At 41.8% G+C, this 13,115-nt stretch carries 11 protein-coding genes and 2 pseudogenes; 10 read left to right on the top strand and 3 right to left on the bottom strand.

The features are described 5' to 3' along the window. Window positions 1-15: 15 nt before the first annotated feature. A protein-coding gene (locus tag A3K93_RS14740) for an IS3 family transposase (protein WP_227509860.1) occupies window positions 16-1,148 on the top strand; the annotation gives its coding sequence in 2 pieces (ribosomal slippage) (window positions 16-268 and window positions 268-1,148; 1,134 coding nt in all). A gap of 31 nt (window positions 1,149-1,179) precedes the next feature. Here A3K93_RS14740 and tfpZ read toward each other — a convergent pair. After that, window positions 1,180-1,881: a TfpX/TfpZ family type IV pilin accessory protein gene (tfpZ, locus tag A3K93_RS11005; protein ID WP_067731263.1), complete on the bottom strand. Its 702-nt coding sequence runs from the start codon at window positions 1,879-1,881 to the stop codon at window positions 1,180-1,182. Between the two features lie 178 nt (window positions 1,882-2,059). On the opposite strand from tfpZ, the gene A3K93_RS11015 reads away from it, so the two are divergent. After that, a protein-coding gene (locus tag A3K93_RS11015) for an IS3 family transposase (RefSeq protein WP_101494812.1) occupies window positions 2,060-3,135 on the top strand; the annotation gives its coding sequence in 2 pieces (ribosomal slippage) (window positions 2,060-2,312 and window positions 2,312-3,135; 1,077 coding nt in all). A gap of 9 nt (window positions 3,136-3,144) precedes the next feature. On the opposite strand, the gene A3K93_RS11020 is transcribed toward A3K93_RS11015, so the two are convergent. After that, on the bottom strand, window positions 3,145-3,711 hold the full coding sequence (locus A3K93_RS11020) for a pilin (RefSeq protein WP_067731264.1): 567 nt from the start codon (window positions 3,709-3,711) through the stop codon (window positions 3,145-3,147). Between the two features lie 281 nt (window positions 3,712-3,992). Here A3K93_RS11020 and A3K93_RS11025 point away from each other — a divergent pair, with 281 nt between their 5' ends. From A3K93_RS11025 to A3K93_RS11055, 7 genes and pseudogenes are all read left to right on the top strand, one after another. Then, the gene (locus tag A3K93_RS11025) at window positions 3,993-5,894 is read left to right on the top strand and encodes an acyltransferase family protein (protein WP_067731265.1); all 1,902 of its coding nucleotides are present in this window, start codon (window positions 3,993-3,995) and stop codon (window positions 5,892-5,894) included. Window positions 5,895-6,092: 198 nt separating this feature from the next. Next, complete coding sequence (locus tag A3K93_RS11030) at window positions 6,093-6,476, top strand: transposase (RefSeq protein ID WP_001055589.1); 384 nt, start codon at window positions 6,093-6,095, stop codon at window positions 6,474-6,476. Then, a complete protein-coding gene (gene tnpB, locus A3K93_RS11035; protein ID WP_067731266.1) occupies window positions 6,473-6,808 on the top strand; it encodes an IS66 family insertion sequence element accessory protein TnpB in 336 nt (111 codons plus the stop codon). The genes A3K93_RS11030 and tnpB overlap by 4 nt, the downstream gene beginning before the upstream one ends. Window positions 6,809-6,882: 74 nt before the next feature. Next, window positions 6,883-8,283, top strand: a pseudogene (tnpC, locus tag A3K93_RS11040) (IS66 family transposase); the annotation flags it as partial. Window positions 8,284-8,858: 575 nt separating this feature from the next. Further along, window positions 8,859-10,520 carry a group II intron reverse transcriptase/maturase gene (gene ltrA / locus A3K93_RS11045; protein WP_067731626.1) on the top strand — a complete coding sequence of 554 codons (1,662 nt, stop codon included), beginning with the start codon at window positions 8,859-8,861 and terminating at the stop codon, window positions 10,518-10,520. Window positions 10,521-10,624: 104 nt separating this feature from the next. Next, window positions 10,625-10,852: pseudogene (locus tag A3K93_RS11050) on the top strand (transposase domain-containing protein); the annotation flags it as partial. A 310-nt stretch (window positions 10,853-11,162) separates the two neighbouring features. Then, entirely contained in the window at window positions 11,163-11,585 is a 423-nt protein-coding gene (locus A3K93_RS11055) for a pilin (RefSeq protein ID WP_442855660.1), read from the top strand. Between the two features lie 158 nt (window positions 11,586-11,743). Here A3K93_RS11055 and A3K93_RS11060 read toward each other — a convergent pair whose 3' ends face one another. Then, window positions 11,744-12,676: an IS5-like element IS17 family transposase gene (locus A3K93_RS11060; RefSeq protein ID WP_081408534.1), complete on the bottom strand. Its 933-nt coding sequence runs from the start codon at window positions 12,674-12,676 to the stop codon at window positions 11,744-11,746. Window positions 12,677-12,747: 71 nt separating this feature from the next. On the opposite strand from A3K93_RS11060, the gene A3K93_RS11065 reads away from it, so the two are divergent. Then, window positions 12,748-13,107: a hypothetical protein gene (locus tag A3K93_RS11065; RefSeq protein ID WP_067731268.1), complete on the top strand. Its 360-nt coding sequence runs from the start codon at window positions 12,748-12,750 to the stop codon at window positions 13,105-13,107. Window positions 13,108-13,115 lie beyond the last annotated feature (8 nt).

Consider the following 13,115-nt stretch of genomic DNA (forward strand, 5'->3'; position numbering starts at 1 on the left):
TATATGGAGTATTTTATGGCACGTAGACCAAGAAGAAATCATTCAAACGACTTTAAAGCTAAGGTAGCACTTGCTGCGATCAAAGCAGAAAAAACACTTGCTGAATTGAGTTCTGAGTTTGATGTTCATCAAAACCAAATTATTGACTGGAAAAATCAATTGATCTCAGCTTCCTCGCAAGCTTTCGATCAATCAAAAGCTCCATCAGAACCCCCCATTGATCTTAAAAAGTTACATGCAAAAATCGGTGAGCAGGCATTAGAAATTGATTTTTTAGAAGGTGTGTTGAAGAAACTGGGCCGCTTCAACCACAAAAGTTAATCGATCACTCACTTCAGATTTCAGTATCTAAACAGGCTAAGTTACTGAAAGTCTCTCGTGGTTGTTATTATTATCGCCCAAAACCTGTTAGCTCATCAGATCTGAAGCTGATGCGATGTATTGATGAATTACATATGCAATATCCTTTTGCAGGCAGTCGTATGATGCGTGATTTGTTGAATCGTCAAGGGCATCATATAGGACGACGTCATACACGTACTTTAATGAAGAAAATGGGTATTCAGGCGTTATATTGCAAACCAAATTTAAGCCAGGCTAATCAAGCTCACCGTAAATATCCATATCTGCTCAAAGGGTTGGCTATTCTGCGCAGTAATCAAGTGTGGTCTACGGATATAACGTATATCCCTATGGCAAAAGGCTTTGTTTATTTATGTGCTGTGATTGATTGGCATAGCCGCAAGGTACTTGCGCATAGGGTATCGATTAGTATGGAGGTGGATTTTTGTATTTCGGCTTTAAATGAAGCAATTGAAAAATATGGATCACCTGAAATATTTAATACAGACCAAGGCAGTCAGTTCACCAGTGATGCATTTATTGATGTATTGAAATCAAATGGCATTCAAATCAGTATGGATGGTAAAGGTCGATGGATTGATAATGTGATGGTTGAACGATTATGGCGGAGCGTTAAATATGAAGAGGTGTATCTCAAAGCTTATAGCAGTGTCACAGATGCGAAAAAGCAATTGAGTGCATATTTTGAGTTTTATAATTTGAAACGACCTCATTCGAGTCTAGACAAATTGACACCAAATGAGTTTTACTATGATCAGCTACCCCAACAAAACAAGGTGGCTTAACTAGAGCGGAATATCACTTATAAATACGCTTTTAGTTGTTCAAACAAGTGGGACCACCTCTGACTACCATATCAACAGCATTAGCTTTCAATGGTAACCACGCATTTGCCTGAGAATATTTTTGCAGAAATGATTTAACATGAATTGATTCGTTAAATGCCTCTAACTTGTGAAGATCTTGAGCACGATACACCATATCTTGTCGAATATCTTTTAATGCAAAGTAACGTTCAGGACGTTGTGCAATTGAAATCCCTCCGAGTGCTTCCACAAATAAATCTTCATTCTTTTGCTCTACATCGGAAGCAACTTTGACTGCAGCCCACTTTGGCCCAAACCAACCAACATGTGAAAATGCTGTTTCAGGTTTTTTTTCTGATAAAATAAGATCAGTATTACGAATCAATTCAAAACGGTCTGTATTGAATACAATCCATGCTGGACGTGCCTGTGCAATATTATAGATACCAAAACTAAGTGCTGATATTTGAATCAAAATAATAATGCTTAGGTCAAATTTGAGTGATTTTTTTGCTTTTTTATAAACTACAAAACCCAGCAAAGGACCCAAAACCACGTCAGTCGCTAATAACATCAGAAAGATAGGTGTCACGCCCACAGCCATTGCAAAGGGTGCTGGATACCATAGCCCATATACGAGACTGAGTACAACGAGAGCAATACACAAGGAGACAACCAAATGCCCCACAAAAAACCGTAACCGTTTAGACATAGTCGTGTTCTTTTTAGCAATATTTAAAACAAAGTAATTATGACTATACATAAAAAAAGCTGACCTAAGTCAGCTTTTATTTATAAAGATATTAGTTAAGGTCATCTGGTAATCCCCCCTAAAAATAATAGGATCTAAAAGTAGAATTTTCTCTTAAGATACGAGCAGGAGATTCTGCATGAAAACATCTAAATTTACTGACAGTCAGATCATGTCCATCTTGAAACAGGCAGAATCTGGCACACCTGTAGCGACCCTTTGCCGTGAACACGGCATGAGTAATGCTACCTTTTATAAATGGCGTGCCAAATATGGTGGTATGGATACATCATTAATGGCTCGACTGAAAGAGCTAGAAGCCGAAAATACCAGACTTAAAAAGATGTATGCGGAAGAGCGATTAAAGGCCGAAATCATCCAGGAAGCGATGGTAAAAAAGTGGTAAAGCCATCTTGCCGGCGTAAGATGGCACAACAGGCAGTTGCCCAGCATGCCATTAGTATTCGTTTGGCTTGTAAAGCATTTGGCATTAGTGAAACCTGCTACCGCTATCAAGCCAAACTCAGCGATGACAATGCACTCATTGCTGAACAGCTCATTGAACTCACTGAGGAAAATTCCGACTGGGGCTTTGGTTTGTGCTTCTCGTATTTACGGCATGTTGAGAGTTGCTGCTGGAATCACAAGCGGGTTTACCGCATTTACTGTGAGTTGGCACTGAATCTGCGTATTAAACCGAGAAGAAGACTAAAACGGCATGCGCCTGAACCATTGAAAGAACCAATCCGAGAAAATCAGGTTTGGTCATTAGATTTTATGCATGATCAGCTTTCCGATGGTCGCAAGTTTCGATTATTGAATGTGATTGATGATTACCGCCGCGAAGGCCTAGCCATTGAAGCAGGGTTCTCATTGCCCACAATCAGGGTTATTCGTACGTTGAATCAATTGCTGGAGTGGAGAGAAAAACCGTTAGTGATCCGATGCGATAATGGTCCCGAATTTATCAGTCACGAATTTGTGCGCTGGGCTACTGAGCACGGTATTCGTATTGAATATATTCAACCGGGTAAGCCACAGCAGAATGCGTATATTGAACGCTATAATCGGACCATACGTTATAGTTGGCTGAGCAAGCATTTATTTGATACTTTGGATGAAGTACAAGATTATGCAACAAACTGGTTGTGGCATTACAACCATGAAAGACCACATCAAGCTAACAAAGGAAAGCCACCTCTAATGGCTGCTTAACCTCTACTTTTAACTTCGGTTATTTATGGGAGGATTACCATCTAAATTTACACGACAGCTAGCTGGTAGGTACTTCGCTGGTGTTGGTGTACCATTACCTGAAGCAGCTGGCCCACAAGCCCACTCAGAAATAGTTGCTGCAGCAACATTACCAAAATCCCACTTATCTGCATCCTCATCGTAATTACCTTTTAATGCTACATTAGACGCAGTTAAAGGAACCATCGTAATTGAACTCTCAGAAGCAGCTTTTAATTCGTTTAGTTTTTCAAACTTCACAGTAATCTGACCTGGTGTCGCTGGCTCTGAGCTTACTTTAATTGTTGAAACAAATTTAGATGCACGTTCTGCTTGTACAGGAGGATTACTTCCAATTGCATCTTGAGCCGTTACTCCTTGTTCACAACCCCATTTACCTTGCTCAGGAATCATGCCATTTTGAATTGCTTCTGTTACCGCAGTACGGCAAGACGACGCAGCAAGAATACCTTCAGACACTTTTGCACGTACTGTATAGTCTTGGTACGCAGGAAGTGCTACTGCAGCAAGAATACCGATAATCGCAACAACGATCATTAATTCAATTCATTCCATAAGTCACTTTGTATGGACACACACCAAACTATTGAATTCTATTCATTTACTCAATTTTATATTTTGTCCATATAGACATGCCTTTATAACGACAAATTTTTCAAGTTTGTCCACATCAAACAAGGAGCTATGTCAGTTTGAATTAAAGCAACTAACTATTCTGATATCTGAAAAACTGCAAAAAATAATAAGGCATTCTCAAATCGCAATTCTTCTGCTACATTTCCTTAAATTTTTATTTATAAAAAATGACTTAGCATCCTATGAAGTCCGAATATCAATCGCATATCGATATTTTACGTGCACTTGCAGTATTACTAGTAATACTGAATCATTTAGATTTTTCTTTTTTTTCAGGTGGATTTATAGGCGTAGATGTCTTTTTTGTTATTTCAGGATATCTCATTACAAAAAATATTCTGTCGGAAAAAAAGAAATCAGGATCATTTTCTTTCAAACACTTCTACCAAAGAAGAGTGCTACGTCTAGCGCCAGCTTTTTTTACTGTATTATCAATTTGCTCTATTGCTTTTTACTTCATTCTTACCCCTGAAGAATGGTTTCAGTATTTAAAAACAGCAGCAGCAACTGTCACTCTCACATCCAATATTTATTACACCACTTTATTAAACGATTATTTTAGTATTTCAGGGAAATCAACACCTCTCTTACATATTTGGTCTTTAAGCCTAGAAGAGCAATTTTATTTAATTTGGCCGTTATTACTTTTAGGGATCATTCAACTATCAAAAAATTTTAAAATTTTTTCATTATTTTTTATTACTATACTCTCATTGATTACCTCTCACCTACTAATTCAAAGTAATCCAATTGCTGCCTACTATTTGCTTCCTTCTCGAATATTTGAATTTACAATCGGTGCTGCTTTAGTATTTTTACCTTCTTCAAATCTCGATAAAAATACATCAATATTATTAAGCATTCTTTTTATTTTTATCATTGTTGCATCAAGTTCTTTTATTGATAGTCGATCTCTATTTCCTTCTTTTACAGCCTTACTCCCTTGTCTTTCTGCTGCAGGGTTTATCTACTTTGGAAAGTACTCCACTGGACTTTCAACCAAATGGATAGAGTATATTGGAAAAATTTCATATCCAATGTACTTGTGGCATTGGCCTATTATCGTTTATTTAACAATACTTTCTATTAGTTTAAATTTAATTGTAAAAATTTTAATTTTAGTTTTTACGATTGTATTTTCTGTCTTAACTTATGAAAAAATTGAGAAAAAAATTAAAAAAACTTCAAAAACAGCAACTATGCCCATAAAAAAATTATTTATCCTTCCATCCTTATTTATTATTTTTCTCAGTACAAGTAGTTCACTATTTCACCAAAAAGAAGAAAATAATAATACACTGGATACACCAATCATAAAATGTATTGACCAAAATCAACACCCCATTAACGATTGTTTAATGGGTAATAAAAATGCTGAAAAAATTTCTGTATTATTGATTGGAGATAGTCATGCTAATGCACAATCAGGCTTCATCAATCACCTTTTATTAGATGCCAATTTACAAGGTTATGAACTCACAAAGTCTTCCTCAGCCTTTTTATACGGACTGCACAGATCTGTACAAAATCCAAAAAGCAAGGAGATTCATTTAATATCAGATTATTACCCCCATAACACAACAGTTGCTAATCTCATACATGCAAATAAATTTAAGTATGTCGTTATGGGTGGTTACTTCCCTCATAACTGGAAGCGCAATCTTTACTCTACAAATACAACTCCTTCCACCTCTTCCTCTAAAGCATTCTTTATAGAAGGATTGAAGAATTCTATAACTCTGATTGAAAATTCAGGTGCTATACCTGTTTTAATGAATGACAATCCAATTCTTACAGACGTGGATGTCAACTGTCATGTGAGATCTTCTTTTTCAGATTGCAGTTTTGAAAGAAAAAAATATGAAGAAGACTTTATGGAATGGCATGAAATATTAAACATAATTAAAAAAGAACATAAAAATCTTGTGGTTATAGATTTTAACAATATAATTTGTAATAAGAATTCTTGTTTTTCTTCACTTAATAATGTTGCTTTATATAGAGATAATCAACATCTAACTTACGCTGGTTCTAAGCAAATTGGTATCGAGTACTTAAAACAGCACACAAATCCTTTTCAATAGCCAAGATGACAAAACTTAACTACTATTTCAAATAGCATATTACGTTGATCCGCATAGTTGCGAATTATCACAAGCTTACTGCATACAAATGGACAAGCAACTTAAGTGAGTCGTAAGCATCCGGCTAACACAGCCTTACCAAGCGATCCTATAAGCCTTAATTTAGTTCCCACCTAAAAACAAGTGGGGACTTAATCCATGAACATGGATATATATTCAGCAACACCTCCTGTTGCTAAAAAACGCAGAACATACAGCAAAGAATTCAAACTCAGTATTGTCAATGCCTGCAAAAATCCTAATACCTCGATCGCTTCGGTCGCACTGCAACATAGTATTAATGCCAACCTTGTCAGTCGTTGGATCAGGATCTTCAGCCATCATGAGGGTGCCGTGCAGGATCCTACTCATGTGAATCCAGCATTTATTGCTTTGCCTTACACTGCTGCAATCAGCCAACCTATTGATGAGAGGATCACGTTGTGTATCACCGTGCCTCATACGAATAATGATATTCAGCTAAAATGGCAGACATCAGAAATACCTGCCTTGGCAGAATTACTCAAGGCACTTGCAACATGATCCGCATTGATGAAATCTGGTTGTCTACTCAGCCCATGGACATGCGTGCAGGTATGGATACGACCATGGCTCAGGTGGTGAGAGCCTTTGGCTACATCAAACCGCATTGTGCTTACCTGTTCTGTAATAAACGTGGCCATCGCATGAAAGTACTGGTACATGATGGATTGGGCATCTGGCTGTGTGCCCGGCGGCTGGAACAGGGCAAATTTCACTGGGCTCAAGTTCACCAAGGTGAAACCGTGGCCCTCAGCCCGGAACAGTTACAGGCACTGATCCAAGGTTTGCCCTGGCAGCGCATTGGACGACAGCAGGTGGTGGCGATGCTTTAAACCAGGCTGCTCCATTCTGCTATTCTCCAAACGTTCTATTTCATTCTTCTCATGACCTCAGGCATACTGCGGTCATGAATACGCTGCCTGACTTAAGCCAACTGACCCATGAACAACTGCTGGAATTCACCAGGCAGTTGGCGCTGCAGCATCAGTCTCTAGCACAATCAAACCAGCAATTAGATGCCAGAGTTCAACATCTTGAAGTCACCAATCAGCAATTAGATTCTAAAGTTCAACATCTTTCTATTCTCAATCAAAAATACGAGCATGAACTCGCACTATTTAAACAGCACAAATTCGGCAGTAAAAACGAACATCTTACTGCAAAACAAATCCATCTCTGGGATGAAGCGGTCGAAGAAGATATTGCAGCCGTTGATCTGGAACTGGAACGGCTGAATGCAGATAAAACCGATGCAGCGACACACAAAGCCAAAGCAAATAAACCTAAACGTCGACTGCTGCCCGATCATCTACACACCATCCGTATTGAGCATGAACCTGCATCAACCCAATGCAGTTGTGGCTGCCAGTTACGTCGTATCGGCGAAGATATCAGTGAAAAACTGCATTTCAGACCGGCACAGTTCTACAAGGAACAGCATGTCCGTGGCAAATGGGTCTGTGATCAGTGTGACACCCTGACTCAGCAAGCGATGCCTGCCTATGTGATTGATAAAGGCATTGCTTCACCTGAACTGCTCAGCCATGTGCTGGTATCGAAGTATGCCGATCATTTACCGCTGTACCGTCAACGTCTGATCTATCAGCGGGCGGGAATCGAGCTTTCTAGATCAACGTTATCTGACTGGATAGGTCGCTGCGGTGTGGAACTGGAACCTCTGGCCAATGCCTTAAAACAGGTGGTGCTGCAACAGCGGGTGATCCATGCCGATGAAACGCCGGTCACCATCATGCGGATGGGTGAGAATGATAAAAAACCGAAGAAAGGTTATGTCTGGGCCTATGCCACTACACAGTACAATCCAGTTCAGGCGGTGATCTATGACTTTCAGGATAGTCGTTCAGGCCAGCATGCTGCAGAGTTCTTGAAAGGCTGGCAGGGCAATCTAGTCTGTGATGATTACAGTGGTTATAAAGCACGCTTTAAATCAGGCCAGGTCATCGAGGTGGGCTGCATGGCCCATGCACGTCGTAAATTCCATGAACTGCATGTGACCGGGAAAAGTCAGGTCGCTGCACAGGCATTGGTGCTGATTCAGAAACTGTATGCGATAGAAGCAGAACTCAGGAAAAAGACCGATGGTACAGTGGAAGACCGCCGCGAATACCGACAACAGCATAGTCAACCAGTGATGCAACAACTATATGAATGGCTCAACCAACATCAACTGACGGTACCATCGAGTTCTCCAACCGCCAAGGCGATCAATTACACTCTGAAGCGTTGGCCAGCCTTAAGCCGCTATCTGGATGATGGCAATTTACCTATAGATAATAATTGGGTTGAGGTGCGACACGAAGTCGCTTAATGAAGTTGTTCCCCCTGCGGGAACCACCCGTGTCACCGGGTGAATCTAGAAGGCTGAATAAAGAGCGCCTTCGACAATGTAACGAGGCACCGCAAGGTGCGGGGTATCAATCGTGAGAGGCGTACCCTTCTGGCAGCCATAGCCGGACAAGGGCTAGATAATCGGTATGGTGAACACATGTGAATCTGCGTAACGATCGTTAAGTTGAACGAGCGGAAATGGCTGATACGCTCGAACCAAAACGGTAATGGAGGTGGGAATTGCGTCTTTCGACTACGCATTCGTGACCCATACGCCTCCCGGTCGATAGCAGGCACCTAAGCCGATGTACTTCAGTAAGCGGAACGTGGAAATCCCGTATTACTCCCATTGGGAAAGCAGTTTGCAAAAACTGCCCATGGTGATGCGGGCGAAGGAACGAGGAAAAAGCGAATGCCAGTCTGTAATGGGTTGGATAGAGGTTGAAACATTACCCCACGCGAAAGCGGGCTGACGTCCTTATGGTCTCTCATCACAAGAGAGTGTGTAGAACCCTTTTAATGGAGGGAGAGCAAATGAATGCAGCAGTATCAGCGTGTGCACCTTCCAGCACATCGTGGGACAGCATCGATTGGATTGCTGTACAGCGTCATGTCAGAGGGCTGCAAGCGCGTATTGTGAAGGCGGTACAAGACGGCAGGCATAACAAGGCGAAAGCTTTGCAATGGCTGCTGACTCACTCGTTTAGTGGCAAAGCATTGGCCGTCAAACGAGTGTCTGAAAACAAAGGCAAAAACACGGCTGGGGTCGACAAGGTGACTTGGAATACACCCAAGGCCAAGACCGGTGCGATGATGTCGTTGAAGAGGCGAGGTTACACGCCCCTTCCGCTTCGGAGAGTCCTTATTCCGAAGAAAAATGGCAAGATGAGACCTCTCGGGATACCCACGATGAAATGCCGGGCCATGCAGGCGCTCCATCTGCTGGCTTTGGAACCCATCGCGGAGACCATCGCTGATCGGAACTCTTATGGGTTCAGACCGCAACGCTCAACCGCGGATGCTGCAGCACAGTGCTTTGGTGTGCTGTCAAGAAAAGTAAGTGCGGAGTGGGTGCTAGAGGGTGACATTCAAGGCTGTTTCGACAATATCAGCCATGACTGGATGATCGCCAACCTCCCAATGGACAAGGTGATTCTACGGAAATGGCTCAAAGCCGGTTACGTCTACCAAAGCAAGCTGTTTCCCAGTCTTTCCGGAACACCGCAAGGAGGTATTATCTCCCCGGTGCTGGCCAACATGACCTTGGACGGACTGGAAACGATGCTGGCTAAGAGGTTCTCTAACGCCAAATGGACAGGCAAAAAGCTGCAACTGGTACGGTATGCGGATGATTTCATCATCACGGGGTATTCTAAAGAGTGGCTCGAAAATGAAGTTCGTCCTGCCGTGGTTGAATTTCTGGCGCAGCGCGGTCTCGTGCTCTCTCAGGAAAAGACCAAAATCACGCACATAGGGAACGGGTTCGATTTTCTTGGCTGGAACGTACGTAAGTACAACGGCAAGCTACTGATCAAGCCGTCAAAGGCAAACATCAGCGCTCACCTTGACAAGCTGCGAGCATTAATCAATGCAAACAAAGCGACACGACAGGCCACTTTGATCGGTTTGCTCAACCCGACTCTAAGGGGTTGGGCCAACTATCATAGTCATGTCGTTGCCAAGAAGGTTTTCAACCAGGTAGACAACGCAGTGTGGGAAATGCTCTGGCGATGGGCTGTACGTCGCCACCCTCGCAAGACACTCCGATGGGTCAAAGATCGGTATTTCAAAGTACAAGGAGCGCGTCGATGGGTGTTCTCATGTGATGAACAGTCCGCCGATGGTCGGAAGCGACAATACACATTAGTGTCTGCCTCGGACACGCCAATTGTGCGACATATCAAGATCAAGGCTGCTGCTAACCCTCATGACCCCGCATGGGATGAGTACTTCGAATCCCGATGGGGTAAAAGAATGCTGGTCTCCGCAAAGGGGCGAGCCAAGCTGTATCGGGTGTGGCTAAAACAAGGTGGTCGCTGCTGCGCCTGTCTTAAACCAGTCACCAAAGATACACCATGGCACAGCCGTCATATTGTGAAGCTAAGTCATGGTGGAACGGATGCAGTTGCTAATCTTGAGATTTACCATCTGTATTGTCCGAGGAATGTTCAGTTTGCCAATGTCAACGATGTATAACCGGGTGCCGAATGGCGCCTTAGCAGAGGCTTGAGCCGTGTGCTGGGAAACTCGCATGCACGGTTCTTAGGGGGTTGGACGTAGGTAACTGCGTCTGACTACCCGACAATCAGATGCGCCCCTGGGCGTTGGGACGTAAGAACTGGCTGTTTGCTGGCTCGCTGCGCAGCGGCCAACGAGCTGCCAATATCATGACTTTAATCCAGTCAGCAAAGCTGAATGGCTTGGATCCGTATGCCTATTTAAGTGATGTGCTGAAAAGGCTGCCGACACATAAAGTGACCCAGATTGAAGAGTTACTGCCACACTGCTGGAAACCTAAATCGGATTAAAAATTGGTATGGGATTCAGCGGACGCTTACAGTGAGTCTCGTTATACTTCCACTGCTTAGCTTAAAAATGTGATATAAATCACATAATGACAATATTTGTCTAAATCACAGAACACTGCCTGACAATAATTGTCACTTTTTAACAAAAATATACAGATGAATTAGTGGTCTGAATTTTTTTATGTATAAGATGCTGTTTTTCTGTGTAAATTGTCTATAATAAAAGTTGGCGCGTTTAGTGCTAATATTAAAATAGCTTACAAAGCTTATAACTAAATTAACAACATTTGTGGAGAATGTTATGAATACAATGCAGAAGGGCTTCACGCTCATCGAGCTTATGATTGTGGTCGCTATTATCGGTATTCTTGCTGCAATTGCGATTCCTGCTTATCAGAACTATACGAAACGTTCACACGTTTCTGAAGGTTTAAGTTTGGCTGGTGGTGCTAAAACAGGTATTACTGAGTTTTATTCATCTAATAATCGTTGGCCTGGCGCTACCGGTAATGCTTCAGTTGGCTTGGCACCTGCTGGCAGTATTAAGGGTAATGCTGTAAGATCTGTGCTTGTAAATGGTAGTACGATTGTTATTACTTATAATACTAAAGTTGCTGCAGGCGAAACTTTAATTATGAAAGGTACTCCATCAGGTGGTGGTATGGAGTGGTCTTGTTCCGGTTCAACTAGTGGTACTTTAGATCCTAAATTCCGTCCTTCAAATTGTCGCTAATTTATATTAAGAGGCTATTTAGGTTTTTAATATATGAAAATCACCGCAATATGGTTTAAAATTAATCATATTGCGGTTTTATTTAAATTAATTTTACTGTTTTTTAGGCTTTGTTGCACAAAGATTTGAAATGCAAAGTGCCCCTAATTGAGCCAAATTTAAGGCGTAACTTGGGTAAGTGGTCGACCTAATTCCGTAAATCTGTTGAGGACTGCTACACGTGCATGAATTTCATTCACCTGACTAGGAAAGCTTCTTGCCATTAATTTATCGCCTAATAATTTGATGCAATGCATCTTGGTTTCCACCAAACTGCGGCGATGATAGCCTGACCATTTTTTCCATAATGTCCTGCCTAAACGTTTAACTGTTCGAAGTAATTCATTTCGCTCTAGCGAGCTACTCTTTGTATCTTTCCATGGTTTCGCATTTTTTCTAGGTGGAATCACCGCATGTGCTTGCCGATCTGCAATGACCTGACGGCATTGCTTGGTGTCATAAGCTCCATCGGTATAAACAGAGTCAATCTGCTCATCTTGTGGAATCTGATTAAGTAAATCACCAAGCACCTGTGAATCACTGACATTATTGGTTGTGAGCTGAATAGCGCGTATTTGTAGGGTTTTGGCATCTATACCAATATGTAGTTTACGCCATTGGCGACGATATTCAGATCCATGTTTCTTGCGTTTCCATTCGCCCTCACCTAGAAACTTCATGCCTGTAGAGTCTACGAGTAGATGCAGCCCATCGCTACTTTTTTGGTAGCTGATTGCAATATCAATATGCTTTTGTCTTCTACAAAGCGTACTGTAATCTGGTGCGGTCCAATTTAATCCGCAAAGTTTAATCAGACTTTGCACAAAGCCAGTGACCATACGTAAAGATAGACGGAATAAGGATTTAATCATTAAGCAGCATTGGATAGCTGCGTCGGAGTAGGTTTGATTTCGCCCTTGTTTGCCTTTTGATGGAGCATACCATTGCGTAGCAGGATCAAACCAAATGGCAATATTTCCGCGACTTATGAGTGCTCGGTTATATGCGGGCCAATTGGTTGTGCGGTAGATTTTGTGTGTAGGCTTCTTCATTTGAAAATTATATCGCTGAAAAAGCCTTTACAGATAGGTTTGTGCAACAAAGCCATATTGAGGTGTAAAATATGAGTGCACTTAATGATTATTACGCTGCTTTAGAGCGATTAAAAGCTAACAAACCGATTGTTCTACCGAAAGGCTCTGCCATTAATAACGATACGGTTGCAATGGAGGCTGGACGTAAACGAGGCTCAATTAAAAAGAGCCGTCATGCTGCATTAATTGAGGCAATTGAGCTAGCTGCACAGGCAGCAGGGCAAAATCTTCTTTCGCCTGCCCAGCAAATTGAGCAAGCGAAAACTAAGACCAAGGCGGTGAAAAGTGATTATGAGCAGCTGAAAGAAGATTATGAAAAACTGCTGGAAAAGTGCAATTCGCTGTTGCTGGAAAATTTTGAGTTGAAGCAAAGTGCTCGGACTATTTGATTGATATA

The organism is Acinetobacter sp. NCu2D-2 (genome assembly GCF_001647675.1).
Lineage (GTDB): Bacteria > Pseudomonadota > Gammaproteobacteria > Pseudomonadales > Moraxellaceae > Acinetobacter.

Bases quoted from the DNA above. Each gene is read 5' to 3' on its own strand.
- tfpZ (WP_067731263.1), bottom strand. From the start codon at position 1,881: ATGTCTAAACGGTTACGGTTTTTTGTGGGGCATTTGGTTGTCTCCTTG.
- A3K93_RS11020 (WP_067731264.1), bottom strand. From the start codon at position 3,711: ATGATCGTTGTTGCGATTATCGGTATTCTTGCTGCAGTAGCACTTCCT.
- A3K93_RS11025 (WP_067731265.1), top strand. From the start codon at position 3,993: ATGAAGTCCGAATATCAATCGCATATCGATATTTTACGTGCACTTGCA.
- A3K93_RS11030 (WP_001055589.1), top strand. From the start codon at position 6,093: ATGAACATGGATATATATTCAGCAACACCTCCTGTTGCTAAAAAACGC.
- tnpB (WP_067731266.1), top strand. From the start codon at position 6,473: ATGATCCGCATTGATGAAATCTGGTTGTCTACTCAGCCCATGGACATG.
- ltrA (WP_067731626.1), top strand. From the start codon at position 8,859: ATGAATGCAGCAGTATCAGCGTGTGCACCTTCCAGCACATCGTGGGAC.
- A3K93_RS11055 (WP_442855660.1), top strand. From the start codon at position 11,163: ATGCAGAAGGGCTTCACGCTCATCGAGCTTATGATTGTGGTCGCTATT.
- A3K93_RS11060 (WP_081408534.1), bottom strand. From the start codon at position 12,676: ATGAAGAAGCCTACACACAAAATCTACCGCACAACCAATTGGCCCGCA.
- A3K93_RS11065 (WP_067731268.1), top strand. From the start codon at position 12,748: ATGAGTGCACTTAATGATTATTACGCTGCTTTAGAGCGATTAAAAGCT.